General features: G+C 68.5%; 15 protein-coding genes. All 15 read right to left on the minus strand.

Annotated elements, in window-relative coordinates; all coding sequences use genetic code 11:
* Positions 1-1,014: a flagellar motor protein MotD gene (gene motD / locus N4G47_RS08385; protein WP_475286417.1), complete on the minus strand. Its 1,014-nt coding sequence runs from the start codon at positions 1,012-1,014 to the stop codon at positions 1-3.
* A 1-nt stretch (position 1,015) separates the two neighbouring features.
* On the minus strand, positions 1,016-1,756 hold the full coding sequence (locus N4G47_RS08390) for a flagellar motor protein (RefSeq protein WP_107230438.1): 741 nt from the start codon (positions 1,754-1,756) through the stop codon (positions 1,016-1,018).
* A gap of 102 nt (positions 1,757-1,858) precedes the next feature.
* Complete coding sequence (locus tag N4G47_RS08395) at positions 1,859-3,685, minus strand: chemotaxis protein CheA (protein WP_475286419.1); 1,827 nt, start codon at positions 3,683-3,685, stop codon at positions 1,859-1,861.
* 2 nt (positions 3,686-3,687) lie between these two features.
* Complete coding sequence (locus tag N4G47_RS08400; protein WP_107230440.1) at positions 3,688-4,293, minus strand: protein phosphatase CheZ; 606 nt, start codon at positions 4,291-4,293, stop codon at positions 3,688-3,690.
* Positions 4,293-4,685 (minus strand): chemotaxis response regulator CheY, encoded by a 393-nt coding sequence (cheY, locus tag N4G47_RS08405; protein WP_006365466.1) that lies wholly within the window; start codon positions 4,683-4,685, stop codon positions 4,293-4,295. Before cheY ends, N4G47_RS08400 begins: the two co-directional genes overlap by 1 nt.
* Before the next feature lie 57 nt (positions 4,686-4,742).
* Complete coding sequence (locus tag N4G47_RS08410; RefSeq protein ID WP_057496426.1) at positions 4,743-5,486, minus strand: RNA polymerase sigma factor FliA; 744 nt, start codon at positions 5,484-5,486, stop codon at positions 4,743-4,745.
* Positions 5,483-6,370: a MinD/ParA family ATP-binding protein gene (locus N4G47_RS08415; protein ID WP_005409532.1), complete on the minus strand. Its 888-nt coding sequence runs from the start codon at positions 6,368-6,370 to the stop codon at positions 5,483-5,485. Before N4G47_RS08415 ends, N4G47_RS08410 begins: the two co-directional genes overlap by 4 nt.
* Positions 6,357-7,979, minus strand: coding sequence for a flagellar biosynthesis protein FlhF (gene flhF / locus N4G47_RS08420; protein WP_475286422.1), 1,623 nt, complete (start codon positions 7,977-7,979; stop codon positions 6,357-6,359). The genes N4G47_RS08415 and flhF overlap by 14 nt, the downstream gene beginning before the upstream one ends.
* Positions 7,980-8,124: 145 nt before the next feature.
* Positions 8,125-10,185 (minus strand): flagellar biosynthesis protein FlhA, encoded by a 2,061-nt coding sequence (gene flhA, locus N4G47_RS08425; RefSeq protein WP_249844997.1) that lies wholly within the window; start codon positions 10,183-10,185, stop codon positions 8,125-8,127.
* Positions 10,186-10,229: 44 nt separating this feature from the next.
* Positions 10,230-11,360, minus strand: coding sequence for a flagellar biosynthesis protein FlhB (gene flhB / locus N4G47_RS08430; protein WP_107230443.1), 1,131 nt, complete (start codon positions 11,358-11,360; stop codon positions 10,230-10,232).
* Between the two features lie 247 nt (positions 11,361-11,607).
* A complete protein-coding gene (locus tag N4G47_RS08435) occupies positions 11,608-13,167 on the minus strand; it encodes a CocE/NonD family hydrolase (RefSeq protein ID WP_475286424.1) in 1,560 nt (519 codons plus the stop codon).
* Positions 13,125-13,853, minus strand: coding sequence for a hypothetical protein (locus tag N4G47_RS08440; RefSeq protein ID WP_475286426.1), 729 nt, complete (start codon positions 13,851-13,853; stop codon positions 13,125-13,127). The genes N4G47_RS08435 and N4G47_RS08440 overlap by 43 nt, the downstream gene beginning before the upstream one ends.
* Positions 13,854-13,915: 62 nt before the next feature.
* Entirely contained in the window at positions 13,916-16,051 is a 2,136-nt protein-coding gene (locus N4G47_RS08445; RefSeq protein WP_475286428.1) for a putative bifunctional diguanylate cyclase/phosphodiesterase, read from the minus strand.
* A 426-nt stretch (positions 16,052-16,477) separates the two neighbouring features.
* Positions 16,478-17,269 (minus strand): flagellar biosynthetic protein FliR, encoded by a 792-nt coding sequence (gene fliR, locus N4G47_RS08450; RefSeq protein WP_309339540.1) that lies wholly within the window; start codon positions 17,267-17,269, stop codon positions 16,478-16,480.
* A gap of 13 nt (positions 17,270-17,282) precedes the next feature.
* Positions 17,283-17,552, minus strand: a complete 270-nt coding sequence (locus N4G47_RS08455; RefSeq protein WP_005413254.1) for a flagellar biosynthetic protein FliQ — start codon at positions 17,550-17,552, stop codon at positions 17,283-17,285.
* Positions 17,553-17,590 lie beyond the last annotated feature (38 nt).

Consider the following 17,590-nt stretch of genomic DNA (forward strand, 5'->3'; position numbering starts at 1 on the left):
TTACTCCTTCATTGCCGGGGAACGGCGGCGCCGACGCGGCTGCCAGCCGGCACCGGTGGCAACGTCACCGGCGCGAGGGGGAAGTGGGGGCGGTAGCCGGCGTTGCGGCGGCTTGTTCGGGGTGGCCCTGTCAACGGCACCGGTGGCGGCGTTCAGGCGTTGGCCGAGCGGGTCCACCGAATGGCTGGTGTCGGCCAGGATGATGACCATCACCCGGCGATTGCGGTTGCGGCCCTGCGCGCTGTCGTTCTCCTCGCGCGGGCGGAACTGGCCGTAGCCGACCATGGCCAGCCGCGACGGCTGCACGCCCTGGTCGGCGAACAGGTGCACCACGCTGGCCGCGCGCCCGGCCGACAGTTCCCAGTTGGACGGGAAGGTGGCGGTGGCGATCGGCACGTTGTCGGTGTGGCCTTCCACGCGCACGCTGTTGGGTACGTCGCGCAGCACGTCGGCCAGGCTCGCCAGGGTCTGCCGGGCGTGCACGTCCAGCGCCGCCGAGCCGGTGGGGAACAGGATGTCGCTGTTGATCTCCACTTCGATCCACAGCTCGGTGCGGCGCACGCTGATCATGCCGCGATCGATCAACGGTGCCAGCGCGGCGGTGAGGCGGTCGGCGATGCTGTTGAGCTGGCGCTCGGCGCGTGCGATCTGTTCCTGGTTGTGCACCGACACCGGCATGCGCATCTGCGAGGCCATCGACGGCAGCAGCGTCGGATCATGCGAGGGCGCCGGCGCCGAAGGGCCGATCTTGGTGCCGGACTTGATGACCGACGGGCTGTCCCAGCCGCCACCCTGCACCTGCTTGTTGCCGACCTGCACCGGATTGATGGTGCGCGGCGCACCGCCGAAGGCGTCGGTGAGCGCGTCGGCCATGATCCGGTACTTGCCCTCGTTGACCGAGGAGATCGCGTACATGACCACGAAGAAGGCGAGCAGCAGCGTCATCAGGTCGGCATAGGGGATCGCCCATGCTTCGTGGTTGGCGTGCTCTTCGTGGTGCTTGCGGCGGGCCATGTCAGTGCAGGAAGCCGGAGAGGTTGGTTTCGATGTTGCGCGGGTTCTCGCCCTGGGCGATCGAGATCAGGCCTTCGATGACCATTTCGCGGTCGCGCGTGTTGTGCGAGATCACACTCTTGAGCTTGGCGGCGATCGGCAGGAACAGCAGGTTGGCCGAGGCGATGCCATAGATGGTGGCGGTGAACGCGGCGGCGATGCCATGGCCGAGCTTGCTCGGGTCGGCCAGGTTCTTCATCACCGCGATCAGGCCGAGCACGGCGCCGATGATGCCGAGGGTGGGCGCGTAGATGCCCATCGCCTCGAAGACCTTGGCGCCGGCCTGGTCCTGGTGCTCCTGGCTGCCCAGTTCGATTTCCAGCATGTGCCGCATCGATTCGGGCTCCACGCCGTCCACCAGCAGCTGCAGCCCCTTGCGCAGGAACGGGTCCTGCTGTGCTTCCACCTGCGATTCCAGGCCCAGCAGGCCCTGGCGACGGGCGATGTTGCTCCATTCCACGATCTGGCGGATCAGCTCGTGGCGATCGCTGTTCGGCGGGCGCACGACCCAGCGCACGATCTTGAAGGCGTGCTTGAACACCGCCGGCGAGGTGTGCAGCAGGATCGCCGCGACGGTGCCGACGATGACGATCACAAAGGCCGCAGGTGACCACAACGACGCCAGCCCGGCGCCCTTGAGGATGCTGCCACCGACCAGCGAGGCCAGGGCGAGAAAGAGTCCAATGAGGCTGAGTCTATCCATGGATCCGGTATCGGCTTGTGTGAATGGGACTTGAGACACCGGGCGTTCGTGTACAGACGGTAGTCACAGTTTCTGGGGGCGCCGGGCAGGGCCCGGCGGGGGTCATCGCAGGCCGTCCACGTCCAGGATCAGCGCCATGCGACCATCGCCGATCAAGGTTGCACCGGCATAACCGCGCAGGCCGCGCAGGGCTTTGGGCAGCGGCTTGATGACCACTTCCTCGCGCCCGCGCACCTGGTCCACCACCAGCCCGAAGCGTGCCTCGCCGGCCTGCAGCACCACGATGGTCAGCAAGGTGGAGGCGGCCGGCGTCACATCCAGCCATTGGCGCAGATCGACCAGCGGCAGGGTGTGCGAGCGGCGGTCGAGCACGGCGCGGCCATCGAACCAGCCCAGCGAGGTGCGCGGTGCGTGCAGCACCTCCATCACGCGCGCCAGCGGCAGCGCATAGACATCCTCGCCGGCCTGCACCAGCAGGGTCGGCAGGATCGCCAGGGTCAGCGGTACGCGGATCAGGAAGCGGCTGCCACGGCCCAGCTCCGACTGGATCTGGATCTGGCCGCTGAGTTCGCGGATACGGGACTGCACCACGTCCATGCCGACGCCGCGGCCGGAAATGTCGGTGACCTGCTGCTTGGTCGAGAAGCCGGGCAGGAACACCAGGTGCAGGCATTCTTCGCTGCTCAGGCGGGCGGCGGCTTCCGGATCGATCAGGCCCTTCTCGCGCGCCTTGGCACGCAGCTTTTCCGGGTCGATGCCGGCGCCATCGTCCTGCACCTCGATGCTGACGTAGTCACCTTCCTGCTGCGCCGACAGGCGTACATGGCCCATCCGCGGCTTGCCCTGCGCTTCACGCAGCTCGGGCATTTCCACGCCATGGTCGATGGCGTTGCGGACCAGGTGCACCAGCGGGTCGGCCAGCGCTTCGACCAGGTTGCGGTCGAGCTCGGTCTCGGCGCCGATCAGTTCCAGGTCCACTTCCTTCTTCAGCGAGCGGGCGACATCGCGAGCGACCTTGGGGAAGCGCGAGAACACCTTGCCGACCGGCTGCATGCGGGTGCGCATCACCGCCGACTGCAGGCGCGCGGTGGCGATGTCCAGGGTCGATACGGCGCGGTCCAGCTCTTCGTCGCGCAGGCGTGCGCGCAGCGTCTTCAGGCGATTGCGTGACAGCACCAGCTCGCCGATCAGGTTGACGATCTCATCCAGGCGCTTGGTATCCACGCGCACGGTGTGCTCGGCTTCGGCCAGCGGCTTGGCGGCCGGCTTGGTGGCCGGGGTGGCGGCGGCCGGGCGCGGCGCGGGCGTCGCAGCGACCGGCGTGGCGGCGACCGGCTTGCTTCCGGGGGCAGCGCCACCGTGCAGCTGGTCGAGCAGGGCTTCGAACTCGTCTTCGCTGATCAGGCCGTCGTCGGCCTTCTTCGCCGGCGCGACCGCGGTCGGGGCCTTGCCGCCGTGCAGCTGGTCGAGCAGGGCCTCGAATTCGTCTTCGGTGATCAGGTCGCCGCCCGCGGCGACGGGTGCGGCGGCGGTCGGGGCTGCGGTACCACCACCGTGCATGTCGAACTGTGCGATCAGCTCCGGCGGGGCATAGCCCGGTTCGGTGCCCGAGGACACCGCATCGAGCATCGACTGCAGGTAATCCAGCGATTGCTGGGCGGCGTCGAAGTGATGGGCCTGCAGCACGGCCTGGCCGGCGCGCGCAATGCCGAGGGCTTCTTCAGCGGCGTGGCACAGTTCGACCATGGCGGTGACGCCGAGGAAGCCGGCGCCGCCCTTGAGCGTGTGGTAGCCGCGGAACACCGCGTTGAGCTGCTCGCTGTCCTGCGGTGCCTGCTCCAGCGACACCAGCTGTTCGCCCAGGCGGTCCAGGATTTCCTGTGCCTCGATGATGAAATCGGCAGTGATGTCGTCGGATACCGCGCTCATGCTTACAGCCCCAGATCCGACAACAGGTCGTCGGCGTCGTTCTGCGAGACCGCGTGGCGGTCCAGTCCCTTCAGTGCCGGCCCGGCCAGTTCCGGGTCGGTGCGATGCTGTTCCGGCGGCAGGCCGAGTGCGCCGAAGCCTTCGTGCACGCGGCGCACGATGCCGACCACGCGACGGATGATCTGCCCGGTCAGGTCCTGGTAGCTCTGGGTCAGGGCGATCTCGGTGAGGTTGTGGCGGATGCGCTCAAGCTGCGCGTCCTGGCCGGGCTGCAGGCCTTCGGCGCGCAGCTGTTCGGTCAGGCTGCGGCATTCCTCGGCCAGGTCCAGTGTGCGGTGGGTGGCCTGTTCGGTCATCGCCACCACGTGGTCCAGGCGCGCGCAGGCGTCGTCCAGTTCACCGGCATCGCTGGGCACGGTCGGCAGTTCACCCAGCGCCTGGCCCAGTTCGCGGGCCAGCCGCGAAAGGCCGCTCATCATCGGCTGCGTGCGCAGCGCGACCAGTCCGTCGATGCGTTGCCGCCAGGCGGCCTCGTCACCGGACTCCAGCGCGTCCAGGGCTTCCTGCAGGCGCAGGGCAAGGGCGTTCTTGTCGACCGTGGTATCCATCAGGCGCTGGCCGCCAGGCGTTCGAAGATCTTGCCCAGCTTTTCTTCCAGGGTCTGCGCGGTGAACGGCTTGATGATGTAGCCGTTGACGCCGCTCTGGGCGGCTTCGATGATCTGCTCGCGCTTGGCTTCGGCGGTCACCATCAACACCGGCAGGGTCTTCAGCTTGGCGTCGGCACGGATCGCCTTGAGCAGCTCGATGCCGGTCATCACCGGCATGTTCCAGTCGGTGACCACGAAATCGAACGGCTGGCTCTGCAGCAGCGACAGCGCGGCATGCCCGTCCTCGGCTTCGGCGGTGTTGGTGAAGCCCAGATCGCCCAGCAGGTTCTTGACGATGCGACGCATGGTCGAAAAGTCGTCGACGATCAGGATGCGCATGTTCTTGTTCAAAGCAGAGTTCCTTTGTTGTTCATTCCGGGCGGCCGGGGGCAGCCGCCTCGGGCATGTTCATTCTTCAAGGCCGGCGTCGACCGCCTCGAAAATCTTCAATCGGCCACGCAGGCGCAGCACCGCCTGGCCGTGGATCTGGCAGACCCGCGACTCGCTCACGCCGAGCACCGCACCGATCTCCTTCAGGTTCAGCTCCTGCTCGTAGTAGAGCGAGAGCACCAGCTGTTCGCGTTCGGGCAGGTGGCCGATGGCCTTGCCCAGCTCGCGGCCGAACTCGCCACGCTCCAGCACCTGCTGCGGGGTCGGGCCGCCCTGGGCGACGGTATCCAGTTCGCCCTGGTCCTCGATGCGCGATTCCAGGCTCAGCACCTGGCCGCGTGCGGCGTCTTCCATCAGCCGCAGGTATTCGGGCAGCGGCATGTCCATCGCGGCGGCCACTTCGGTGGCGCTGGCGGCACGGCCGCTGCTCTGTTCCAGGCGGCGGATGGTGGCAGCGGCATCGCGTGCACGGCGGTGCACCGAACGCGGCACCCAATCGCCACGACGGATCTCATCGATCATCGAGCCGCGGATGCGGATCGAGGCATAGGTCTCGAACGAGGCGCCCTGGTCGGCGTCGTAGCTGCGCGAGGCCTCGATCAGGCCCATCATGCCGGCCTGGATCAGGTCGTCGACCTCGACGCTGGCCGGCAGGCGTGCGGCCAGGTGGTGGGCGATGCGCCGCACCAGGTCCGAATGCTGGGCGATGACCTCGTTGGCCGCCGAGCGCTGGACCTCCCGGTACTGGGCTGCGCCTTTCATGCGGCCACCCCGCGCTGCTTGAGGATGCGTTCGAGGAAGAACTCGACGCCGCCACGCGGTTCGGTCGGCGCCTGCCAGCGCGCGGTGCGCCGTGCGATCTCGGTGATCGCCAGTGCAGCCGGGCTGGACGGGTAGGCCTTCACCACCGGCTGCTGGCGCTGCACCGACAGGCGCAACCAGTCATCCTGCGGCACGCAGCCCAGGTAGTTCAGCGAGACATCGGCCAGGAACTTTTCGCAGACGCGGGTCAGCTTTTCGTACAGCACGCGGCCTTCGTTGGGGTCGCGCACCATGTTGGCCACCACCTGGATGCGGTCCACGCCACGCTCGCGCGAGAGCACCTTGATCAGCGCGTAGGCGTCGGTGATCGAGGCCGGTTCGTCGCAGACCACCACCACGGTGTCCTGTGCGGCCTGGCAGAAGGTCAGCACGCCATCGGTGATGCCGGCGGCGGTGTCCACCACCATGATGTCCAGCTCGCGCTCCAGTTCGGAGAACACGTTGACCAGGCCGACGTGCTCGGCCGGGGCCAGTTCGGCCATGTGCCGGCGGCCGGACGCGGCCGGGACCACCAGCACGCCGTTCGGGCCTTCGACGATGACGTCATCCAGCGAGCAGCGGCCGGCGACCAGGTCGGCCAGCGTGAAGGTGGGGTTCAGCCCCAGGATCACGTCGATGTTGGCCAGGCCCAGGTCCGCATCCAGCAGCAGCGTGCGCTTGCCCATGCCGGCCAGCGCCACGGCCAGGTTGGCCGACACGTTGGTCTTGCCCACGCCGCCCTTGCCGCCGGTCACGGCAATGGTGCGCACAGGGCCGAGCGGCTCGCTGCGGGTGGCCGACAGCGGGAAGGTCTTGGTCAGCTTGGCGTACTCACGCGACGGCATGGTTCAACTCCGGGTTGCAGGGCATATCGGCCGCTCGGCGCAAATCTTCAAGGCGAAGTACGAGATTGGCCGCACTGGCCCGGTGCAGGTCCTCCGGCACGTCCTGGCCGTCGGTCACCCAGGTGATCGGCAGGCTGTGATCCACGGCCACCGACAGCGCGTTGCCGAAGCGGCCGGTCTCGTCCAGCTTGCTCAGCACCAGCCCCTGCAGGTTGGCCGCGCCAAAGCGGCGGACCACCTCGTCCATGTCGCCGAAACTGGTGTTGGCCGGCAGCACCAGCAGGGTGCGCACCTGGCGGGCGGCGCGCAGCCACTGCAGCTGGGCGGCCAGTGCGCGGTCACGCGGGCCCAGGCCGGCGGTGTCGATCAGCACCAGCTTGTAGTCCTTCAGGCGTTCCAGCAGCTGGTCCAGGTCGGTACCGCTGTTGGCCTCGTGCACGGCGATGCCGAGCTGGCGGCCATAGCCGTACAGCTGTTCGCGGGCGCCGATGCGGGTGGTGTCGGTGGTCACCAGGGCAACGTCACGCGGGGCGTGCTTCTCGGCGAAGCGCGAGGCCAGCTTGGCGATGGTGGTGGTCTTGCCGGCGCCGGTCGGGCCGACCAGCGCGATCACACCGCCTTCTTCCAGCGGGTCGACCGGGGCGATCGGCAGCTTGCGCGAGATCAGCCCCAGCATCAGCCCGCGGCCGCGGTGGGCTTCGGTCTCCAGCGGGATCTGCATGGCCACGTCGCGGGCCAGGCCAGCGTCGAAGCCGTACTCATCCATCAGGTCCAGGGCGGTGGCACGCACCGGGCAGCCGCGCAGGCGCTCGTCGGTGAAGCGGTTCATCTCGCGCTCGATCACCTGGCGCATGCCGGCCACTTCCTGGCGCAGCTGGCGGATCTCGGCGTCGTCCTGGGCCACCACGGTCAGCGCCGGGGCCGGCGCCAGCATCGGCGCCGGGCTGGCGTCGTCGGCGGCGTCCACCGGTGCCGGTTCGCTGACGGTCGATTCGGCCGGCGCCTCGGCCACGGCGGCAGTCGGCAGCGGCGGCGGCTGCACTGCCGGGGCGGGGCTTTCGTGATGCGTTTCGTGCGGCGGGTCGATCTGGAAGCGGGCGCGGTTGGGCGCCGCCACGGCCACCGGTTCCGGCGCGACGATGGTGTCGGCGAACGGGGCGAAGATCTGTTCCGGCAGCGTCGGTTCGTTGACGGCGGCGCGCGCCAGGGTGGCGGCGAAACCGGTGCTGCCACGGGTCGGCACGATCTCGTCGGCGCTGTCCAGGGTGCGGCCGGTGGCACCGACCGCAGCGCGGGCCAGGGCGGCCACCGCCGAGGTGGTGGCGGCGACCGGTTCCGGCGCCGGGGTGCTGCTGCGGCGGCGGGTGACGGCGGCAATCACTGCATCGGCGGCGGTGCGCGGCTTCGGTGCCGGCGGCGGCGCCACGTCACGGCGCGAGGCTTCCAGCGCACGCTGCACGGCGCTCTCATCGTAGTTGGCGGCGGCCACGATCTCGATGCCTTCCTCGATCCGGCGGTTGGACAGGATCACGGCGTCGGGGCCGTGTTCCTTGCGCACCAGGTTCATGGCCGAGCGCATGTCGGCGGCGACGAATCGTTTGATTTTCATGCTGTGGTCACGGGACGAAGACGGCGGGGTGGCGTTCGGGGAACTCGAGTGGTCGGTGGTCTGCACGGTGCGGGTTCCCCTTGGTATCTGTCTGTTGCGTTGGTTCGGAAGTGGTGTCTGTTTTCTGGCGCATCGGCGGGCGGCGTCAGCTGATCGTTCCGACCAGCTTCAGGCGCTTGTCCTCCGGCACCTCGCTGTAGGCCAGGACCGACAGCGACGGAACGCTGTGGCGGACCAGGCGGGCCAGCGCGGCGCGCACCGGGCCCGGTACCAGCACGACCGCCGGCTCGTTTCGCGCTTCCTGCTTACTGACACAGTCGGCCAGGCTCTGGTGCAGTCGCTCTGCGAGTCCGGGTTCCAGCGCGGCGCCGTTGCCCTGCGTGGACTCTTGCAAGACACGTTCCAATTGCGGGTTGAGGGTGAACACCGGCAGCTCCGCCGACATTCCGGCGATCTCCTGCACGATGAAGCGGCCCAGCGCGGTGCGCACCGCGGCGGTCAGCACGGCCGGGTCCTGGCTGCCGGGGGCATGTTCGACCAGCGATTCGGCGATCTTGCGCAGCTGGCGGATCGGGATGCGCTCGACCAGCAGGTTCTGCAGCACGCGCACCACGGCCGACAGCGGCAACGCCTTGGGCGTCAGATCTTCGACGAGCTTGGGCGCACTCTTGGCCAGGTTGGCCAGCAGGTGCTGCACTTCTTCGTGGCCGAGCAGTTCCGGGGCGTGCTCGCGGATCAGGTGCGAAAGATGGGTGGCCACCACGGTGGCCGGGTCGACCACGGTGTAGCCCAGCGTTTCGGCCTGGGCGCGCTGGTGCGGCTGGATCCAGGTGGCATCCAGGCCGAACGCGGGGTCCTTGCCGGCGATGCCTTCCAGCGTGCCGAGCGCACTGCCCGGGTCCAGTGCCAGTTCGCGGTCCGGATGGATCTCGGCGGTGGCCACCGGCACGCCGTGCACCAGCACGCGATAGCCGTTGGCCGGCAGTTCCAGGTTGTCGCGGATGTGCACCGATGGAATCAGGAAGCCGACATCCTGGGTCAGCTTGCGGCGCACGCCCTTGATGCGCGCCATCAATTCGCCGCCCTGGTTGCTGTCCACCAGCGGAATCAGCCGGTAGCCCACCTCCAGCCCCAGCGGATCGACCGGGCGCAGCTCGTCCCAGCTCAGTTCCGCCGTCGGTGCCGCTGCGGCCGGACGGCCCAGCGCGTTCAGGGCGGCGCCATCGCCTGCGCCGGCAGCGGCGTCGGAGGCCGGCTGCTTCTCCTTGCGGTACAGCTTCCAGGCAATGAACCCGAGGATCGCCGCCAGCGTCAGGAATGCGACGTTGGGCATGCCCGGCACCAGGCCGACCAGGCCGACGATGCCGGCGGTGATCGCCAGCGCGCGGTACTGGCCGAACACCTGGCCGGTCATGGCCTGGGCCATGTCCTGAGAGCGCGAGGCACGGGTCACCAGCATTGCCACGGCGCTGGACACCAGCAGCGCCGGCAGCTGCGCCACCAGCCCGTCACCGATGGACAGCAGGGTGTAGGTGGCGGCCGCTTCGCCGAACGGCATGCCATGCTGCAGCACGCCCACGGCCAGGCCGCCGAGCATGTTGATGAACAGGATCAGGATGCCGGCGATGGCATCGCCGCGGATGAACTTGCTGGCACCGTCCATCGCGCCGTAGAAGTCGGCTTCCTCGCGTACTTCCTCGCGGCGCAGCTTGGCTTCTTCACGGGTCAGCAGGCCGGCGTTGAGGTCAGCGTCGATGGCCATCTGCTTGCCGGGCATGGCGTCGAGGATGAAGCGCGCGGTCACTTCCGAGACGCGGCCGGCCCCCTTGGTGATGACCACGAAGTTGATGATGGTCAGGATCGCGAACACCACGATGCCGACCGCGTAGTTGCCGCCGATCACGAATTCGCCGAAGGAGGCGATGACCTTGCCGGCCGCCTCGTGGCCGTTCTGGCCGTTGAGCAGGATCACGCGGGTGGAGGCCACGTTCAGCGCCAGCCGCAGCATGGTGGTGATCAGCAGCACGATCGGGAAGATGGTGAAATCCAGCGGGCGCTTCACGTAGACCACCGCCAGCAGCACCATCAACGAGATGGCGATGTTGAAGGTGAACAGCGCATCGAGCACCGGCGCCGCCAGCGGCACCACCACCATGGCCAGCAGGGCCAGCACGATCAGCGGCGCGCCAAGGCCCTGGCGGATCATTTCCAGGGCGCGGCGGGTGTTGAAACCGGTCGAGGGCTGGGCGCTCACGGGCGGCCTCCCTTGCCGAATTCATCCACCTGGATGTGCGGGGCGTCCGGCATCGGGCCAGTGCGCCAGGTGCGCAGCTGGTAGACGTAGGACAGGACCTGGGCGACGGCCGAATACAGTCTCACGGGGATTTCCTTTCCGAGTTGGCCTTCCCGATACAAGGCGCGTGCCAAAGGCGGGGCAGAGACAATCGCGACCTTGTTGCCGTCGGCCACTTCGCGGATGCGCAGGGCGGTCTCGTCCACGCCCAGCGCCACCACGGTGGGGGCGTTCATCGCGCCACCTTCGTACTTCAGCGCCACCGCGTAGTGGGTGGGGTTGACCACCACCACGTCGGCGGTGGGTACCGCTTCCATCATCCGGCGGTTGGCCATCTGCTGCTGCAGCTGGCGGATGCGGCCCTTTACTTCGGGGCTGCCCTCGCTTTCCTTCATTTCCCGGCGCAGTTCCTCGCGGGTCATCTTCAGCTTGCGCATCCAGTTCCAGCGCTGGTACGGCGCGTCGATGGCGGCCAGTACCAGCATGGCGCCAGCGGTGGCCAGCAGCAGGCGCAGGGTGAAGCCCAGGCCATCGGTGATGGCGGTCTCCAGCGGGTGGTGGATCAGGCCGCGCAGGGTGTCAAAGCCGGTCCAGACCACCAGCCCGGCGGCCACGCCGACGAAGGCCACGCGCAGCAGCGACTTGGTGAATTCGGCGATGGCCTCCGGGCCATACAGGCGCTTGAGCCCGCTCATCGGGTTCAGGCGGTTGATGTCGGGCAGCAACGCCTTCTGCGACCAGCGCAGGCCGCCCATCACCAGCGGGGCGACGAAGCTGGCCAGCAGGCAGACCAGCACCAGCGGCGCGATCACCAGCAGGAACTGCAGCAGCAGGTCGCCGAAGTGGCCGAACAGCTCTTTCGGGTTCTGCCGCAGGCTCTGTTCCGGGCTGAGCGCCTGCTTCATCCAGGCCGTGGCGCCACGCCCGATCGAGCCGCTCATGGCCATCACCGCCAGCACGCCGGCACCGAACACGGCGGCCGTGCCCAGTTCCCGCGAGCGTGGCAGGTTGCCCTGTTCACGGGCATCGCGCAGGCGTTTTTCGGTCGGTTGTTCGGTCTTTTCGCCGGCGGATTCGTTCTCGGACATCACGGGTACTACGGCAGGAGATGCCGGGGTACGTGCAAGAACCGTTCCGTGATGGTGGGTCGTTCATCCACGCATGGCGTGGATCCACCGGATGCCGGTTCGTAGAGCCGAGCCCACGCTCGGCTGCGGTTGGCTCAAGCGCGAAGCGCAGCCGAGCGTGGGCTCGGCTCTACAGGAGGGTGTTGCAGGAACCGTTCCGTGACGGCGGGGCGGCGGCACGGCTGGCGCCGGGCCATGCCCGGCGCAATCATCCCTCCGGCGTTGCCGGCCGCAACGGAATCGACACCACGCTGTCGCTGTGCCAGTCCACGCGCAGCGGCTGGCCCGCATCGGCCACGCTCTCGTCGCTGACATCGCGCCCGGTGCCGTGGTTCACCTGGTGCCTGGCGTCTTTCAGTACGTCCACCTTCACCAGCAGGCGGCTGCCTGCAGCCAGGCGGCGGGCGACCATGCGCGTGCGATCGAAGGGCAGGTGGGTCCATTGGCCTGGCTGCAGCAGCTGGCGTGTGGTCGGGTCGCGTACGTGGCTGGCCCGGCCCATGTAGTAGGACAGCTGCATGCGGCGGCCATCGGCCATCAGTTCGTACAGGGTGACGGTGAAATCGAAGTCGCGCTTATTGATCCGCACCTTCAGGTCGCCGGAGAAGCTGCCCACCAGATCCATCGGGCCGGTAACGGGATCGGTGACAAAGGACAGCGCCGTATCGCTTTCGTCCTGAGCTGCGATGATCGGGAACGGGTAGTAGCCATGCCGCATTTCGTTGCGGTCGGCCAGGTCCACGGTCTGCCCCAACTGGCCGGGGGCTGGCGGCTGTTCCTGCAGGCGGTGGTATCCATCGGCCGAAGCGGGTGCGGCCGAGAGGTGGTAGCGGTGGTGAACACCTGCGGCGGCGTCCAGTGTTTCCGCATGCCCCCAGCGGTTGGCGCCCATCAGCTGGTAGTTGACCCGGTCCGGCACCAGGGCCGGACGCGGGGCGCCGCGCAGCACATGGTCCAGCCACTGGAAGGTCAGCGCGGGGGTGTCGAACTGCGCGACCGGGTCCAGCGCGTATCCGCGCAGCTGCATGGGCTTGAGCGCGGCCTGCGCACCGCCGTGGTCGTAGGGCCCGATCAGCAGCGTGTGGTCGGCGTCGGGCCGGTGCCGAAGGTGTTCCTTGAGGTACTGCAGTGCCGAGATCTGGCCATCATCGTAGTAGCCGGTGATGGTCAGCACCGGAATGCGGATGTCGTTGAACTGGTCGCCATACGGGACCATCGCCTGCCAGTAGGTGTCGTAGGACGGGTGGGCCAGCCAGCGTTGCAGCCAGGGGTTGGCGGTGCCGTCGATCTGGTCGATCTGGCGGTACGGGCGGCCGGATGCGTACCAGCGCGGGCCGAGCTGTGACCAGCGCCGGTTCTGTGCGTAGGTGGCCTTGTCCAGCATCGGGCCATTGGTCACGTAGAAGGCCCAGCCATAGTTGGCACTGAGGAACACGTTGTTCTCCATCGGCACGCCCTGGCCGGGGATGGCGGCAACGTAGGGCACGATGGTCTTCAGCGCGGGGTGGTGGTGGCGGGCCGCGGCCCAGGCGGTGAAGCCCTCGTAGCTGCCGCCGTACATGGCCACGCGGCCGTCGCTCCACGGCTGGCGGCTGGTCCAGTCGATCGCCGCGTTGGCATCTTCGCCATCGTGCTCGTAGGGGGCGATGCTGCCGATCCCCTGGCCCTTGCCGCGCGCGTCGACCACGATGCCGGCGTAGCCGTGGGCAGCGGCCAGCAGCATCTTCAACCGGTTCTTGGCCGGGTCGGTGTAGATGGTGAAGAGCATGGCCGCCGGCAGGGGGCCTGCGCGGCCCTGGGCCGGGCCAGCTGCGCCGACAGCACGACACCATCGCCGGCGGGGATGCGCAACGCATCGTCGATGACGAAGCGGCGTTGTTCTTCGGCCGCGACCAGTGGCGGAGCCAAGGCGGCGGCCAGGGTCTGTGCACGCAGCAGAGCCCGCAGTCGCAACAGTTCCAGGGCGACGGCCAGGGGCAGGGTGGTGGCGCCGGACTGCGCGGCGATGGCCTGCCCCAGCTGCGCCTGCGCGGTGGCAGGTTCCACCGCGAGCGCGGTTTCCGCCTGCACGGCGGCGACGTCGCCGAGGGCGGCAAAGGTGTTGTGGAAGGCATGCGCATACCCCGCTGCGTCCTGCTCACCGGCTGTGGCGAGCAGCAGCATCGGTACCCAGCGTTGCGCCGCCGGGCTGTCGCCGGCGCTTGTCAGGCCAGTGCGTACCTGCTGGATCGATGACCGTGCCTCGGTGGTCCGGCCCAGCGCCAGCAGCGCATGGCTGCGCTGCGCATCGGTCAGGGAGGCAGATGCCAGCACCTCGGTGCCCAGTGTTCGCAGGGCTGCCTCGGTCTGCGCGGGTGATGCATCCGCGGGCAGTGACCACGACAGATCACTGGCCAACGCGCGGGCGCAGCTCAGGGCCAGTAGCAGACCAACCAGGGTGGTGCGGAGTGCCACGGGCTCTTCCTTGCATGAAGGTCGCGCGGCCCATCATACGGGAGCCGAGCGCAGGCTCGGCGCTACAAGGGAGCGTTGTCGCCAGGTGGTGGGTTCTGCGCCAGCTCCACCCGTGGCCGCGGCAGGTCGTGCAGCTGCATGAAGCGGGCGGCATCGACCGGGCGGCCGAGCAGGTAGCCCTGCAGGTAGTCGCAGCCCAGCCGCTCCAGGTAGGCGCGCTGGGCGGCGGTTTCCACGCCTTCAGCCACAATGTCCATGTCCAGTGCGTGGCCCAGCGCCACGATCGCCGACACGATCACCACGTCTTCGGCGCTGTGCTCCAGGTCGCGCACGAAGGCGTGGTCGATCTTGATCTCGGTGGCCGGCAGCCGCTTCAGGTACAGCAGGCTGGAATAGCCGGTACCGAAGTCGTCGATGGAAATGCCCACGCCCAGCGCCGACAGCGCCTGCAGCAGGCGCAGGCTGGTATCGGTATCGCGCATCACCGTGCTTTCGGTGATTTCCAGCACCAGATGGCGCGGGATGATCTGATAGCGCTCGATCACCTCGCGCACATCCTGCAGCAGATGCGGCGAGCTGAACTGCACCGGCGACAGGTTCACCGACATCGACCAGCCGTCATGGCCGGCGTCATGCCAGTGGCGCAGCTGCTGGCACGCCTGGTCCAGCGCCCAGCGGCCGATCTCGTTGATTGCGCCGCTGCGCTCGGCCAGGCGGATGAAGCGGTCCGGTGGAATCAGGCCGTGCTCGGGGTGGCGCCAGCGGATCAGGGCTTCGGCACCGGCCACCTTCTGCGTGGCCACGCGGATCTTCGGCTGGTAGTGGAGGAACAGCTGCTCGCTGCCGATCGCGCGGCGCAGGTCGGCCAGCAGGCGGAACTGCTGCTCGGCGCTGTCGTTCATCCAATCGGCGAACAGCACGAAGGCATTGCGTCCGGATTCCTTGGCCTGGTACATCGCCGCATCGGCGAAGGCCATCAGCTGGCGTTCGCTTGCCGCATGGTCCGGGCAGATCGCCACGCCGATGCTGGCGGTGACCTGCAGTTCGTTGTCGGGCAGCAGTGGACCGCTGCCGACCGCCTGCAGGATGCGTCGGGCCAGGGTGGGCAGGTCTTCATCGTGTTCGATGCGCACCACCATCACGAACTCGTCGCCGCCCAGCCGCGCCAGCAGGTCATGCGGGCGCAGCAACTGGAGGGTGCGCTCGGCCACGGCCACCAGCAGCGCGTCGCCGGCCTGGTGGCCGTAGGCATCATTGACCTGTTTGAAGCCGTCCAGGTCCATGAACATCACCGCGAAGCGGCTGCCGCCCTGTTCGGCTTCGGCCAACGCCTGCACGATGCGCCGCTGCAACAGCAGGCGGTTGGGTAGGCGGGTCAACGGGTCGTGCAGGGCGGCCTGGGTCAGTTCCTGCTGCGCATCGGTCAGCGAGGTGCTCAACATTGAATTGCGCAGGCGCAGCAGCTGCGCTTCCACGCGCTGGTCCAGCCAGGACACCACCAGCACCACGGCGAGGATGGCCACGGTCAGCACCACCACCAGCATCGCCAGCCAGTCGTTCTGCAAGCCGTCACCCACCGCCGCGCCGCAGATGCTGCCTTCGGGGAAGCGCGCGGCCGCCATGCCGGTGTAATGCATGCCAACGATGGCCAGGCCGAGCAGGCCCGCCGCCGCCAGCCGGTCTCCAACCCGGGTGCGCTGCGCGCGCAGACGGAACGCCACATACAGCGCGGTCCACGAGGCGGCCACCGCCACCAGCAGCGAGAACAGCAGCCAGCCGGGGTCGTAATCGATGCCCGGCTGCATGCGCATGGCGGCCATGCCGACGTAGTGCATGCCAGCGATGCCGGTGCCCATCAGCAGCGCGCCACCGGCCAGGCGTGGATGCGGCAGCGTGCGCAGAGACACCAGCCACAGCGCGAACACCGAGGAGGCAATGGCCAGGGTGAGCGAGAGCAGGGTGATCGGAAGGTCGTAGCCCAGCGGTATGGGCAGATCGAAGGCGAGCATGCCGATGAAATGCATCGACCAGATGCCCAGGCCCATTGCGAAGCCCCCGCCCAGCCGCCACCACCACGCTGCGCCCTTGCCGGGGGCGGTGACGGTGCGCCCGGCCATGGCCAGCGCGGTATAGGAAGCCATCACAGCAACCAGCAGCGAGGTCGCCACCAGCCATGGGTTGTACGTGCCTACCAGCATTCGTCAGTCTCCCGGACCTGCCTGTCGACGGAAACTACGGTGGGGCATGCATGAGGCAGGCCGTCGCGCAGGCGCGCCGGCCAGGTGCGGCGTCCCCCTGGACGCCGCGCATTCACTCTAACGCGCAGACCCGGGGGACTTCAAGCGGCGAGACGTGAAATCCGGGCCTCGTGCCCCGGGGTAGAGCCGAGCCGATGCTCGACTGGTTTCGCCCTTGTAGCGTCGAGCCATGCTCGACGGCCATGGGCCGACGGTACAGGAGGGCGGTCAGCGCTTCGCCTTTGTAGAGTCGAGCCATGCTCGACTGCCGTGGGCCGAGGGTGCAGCCGAGCGTGGGCTCGGCTCTACAGGAGGGCGGGTCAGCGCTTCGCCTTTGTAGAGTCGAGCCATGCTCGACTGCCAAGGGCCAAGGGCGCAGGAGGGCGGTCAGCGAGTGACCGCGTCGGCGGCCTGGAAGGCTGCATCGAACAGGCGTTGCACCGGCGGACCCATTTCCCCGGCCAGCAGCGCCAGCAGGAACAGGCCCAGCAGCAGCGAGACCGGCAGGCCGAGCTGGATCGGGTTGAGCGCCGGCGCGGCACGGGCCAATACGCCGAATGCCAGATTCACCGCCAGCATCGCCACCGTCAGTGGAATGGCCAGGGTCAGCGCACCGCGCAGCACGGTCAGCAGGAAGGTCGGGGCGATGCTGAAGAACGCATGCGGGTCGGGCAACGGTGTGCCGATCGGCAGCGCGCGGTAGCTGTCCACCACCAGCGAGATCAGGGCCAGGTGACCATTGGCGGTGAAGAACAACAGCCCGAACAGCAGATAGAACCACTGTCCGATCACGCCGGAGGTGCCGCCACGCAGCGGGTCGCTCATCTGCGCGAAGGCCAGGCCGGTGCCCTGTGCGATCAGTTCGCCGGCCAGCGCGCCGGCCTCGAACACCAGCCGCAACAGGAAGCCGATGGCCACCCCGATGGCCAGCTCGCGGGCAATGGTGAGCACGGTGGCCGCGTCAAAGCCGGTCCAGTCCGGTACCGGCGGCAGCAGCGGCGCCAGTGCGATGGCCAGGGTGGCGGCCAGGATCACGCGGATCCGCGCCGGCACCGCGCGCGTGCCGACCATGGGCATGGCCATGGCTACCGCGCCGATGCGCAGCAGCGTCCATAACACCGTGCCGATCATGCCGAAGGCCTGCAGGCCGTCGGCTGCCATCTGGGTGGCGGCGTCCATCGAAGCGAGCGTCCTAGCCGATCAGGTGCGGGATGCGCTGGAACAGCAGCGTGGTGAACTCGACCAGGTGGCCGATCAGCAGGCTGCCCAGCGCGAACAGCACCGCGGTCAGTGCCGCCGCCTTGGCGACGAAGGCGATGGTCGGTTCGTTGAGCTGGGTCGCGGCCTGCACCACGCCGACCACCACGCCCACCACCAGTACGGTCAGCAGCAGCGGGCCGGCCACCCACAACACGGTGATCAGGCCGCCACGTAGTTCAGTCAGGGCAAGTTCGGGAGACATTCGGGTTCCATCTGCATATGTAGAGTCGAGCCGTGCTC

It is taken from the genome of Stenotrophomonas sp. GSD10 (assembly GCF_056172695.1).

What these genes read in the sequence shown, in the direction of transcription:
- motD (WP_475286417.1), bottom strand. Translation starts at nt 1,014, where the DNA reads ATGGCCCGCCGCAAGCACCACGAAGAGCACGCCAACCACGAAGCATGG.
- N4G47_RS08390 (WP_107230438.1), bottom strand. Translation starts at nt 1,756, where the DNA reads ATGGATAGACTCAGCCTCATTGGACTCTTTCTCGCCCTGGCCTCGCTG.
- N4G47_RS08395 (WP_475286419.1), bottom strand. Translation starts at nt 3,685, where the DNA reads ATGAGCGCGGTATCCGACGACATCACTGCCGATTTCATCATCGAGGCA.
- N4G47_RS08400 (WP_107230440.1), bottom strand. Translation starts at nt 4,293, where the DNA reads ATGGATACCACGGTCGACAAGAACGCCCTTGCCCTGCGCCTGCAGGAA.
- N4G47_RS08410 (WP_057496426.1), bottom strand. Translation starts at nt 5,486, where the DNA reads ATGAAAGGCGCAGCCCAGTACCGGGAGGTCCAGCGCTCGGCGGCCAAC.
- N4G47_RS08415 (WP_005409532.1), bottom strand. Translation starts at nt 6,370, where the DNA reads ATGCCGTCGCGTGAGTACGCCAAGCTGACCAAGACCTTCCCGCTGTCG.
- flhF (WP_475286422.1), bottom strand. Translation starts at nt 7,979, where the DNA reads ATGAAAATCAAACGATTCGTCGCCGCCGACATGCGCTCGGCCATGAAC.
- flhA (WP_249844997.1), bottom strand. Translation starts at nt 10,185, where the DNA reads ATGATCCGCCAGGGCCTTGGCGCGCCGCTGATCGTGCTGGCCCTGCTG.
- flhB (WP_107230443.1), bottom strand. Translation starts at nt 11,360, where the DNA reads ATGTCCGAGAACGAATCCGCCGGCGAAAAGACCGAACAACCGACCGAA.
- N4G47_RS08435 (WP_475286424.1), bottom strand. Translation starts at nt 13,167, where the DNA reads ATGCTCTTCACCATCTACACCGACCCGGCCAAGAACCGGTTGAAGATG.
- N4G47_RS08445 (WP_475286428.1), bottom strand. Translation starts at nt 16,051, where the DNA reads ATGCTGGTAGGCACGTACAACCCATGGCTGGTGGCGACCTCGCTGCTG.
- fliR (WP_309339540.1), bottom strand. Translation starts at nt 17,269, where the DNA reads ATGGACGCCGCCACCCAGATGGCAGCCGACGGCCTGCAGGCCTTCGGC.
- N4G47_RS08455 (WP_005413254.1), bottom strand. Translation starts at nt 17,552, where the DNA reads ATGTCTCCCGAACTTGCCCTGACTGAACTACGTGGCGGCCTGATCACC.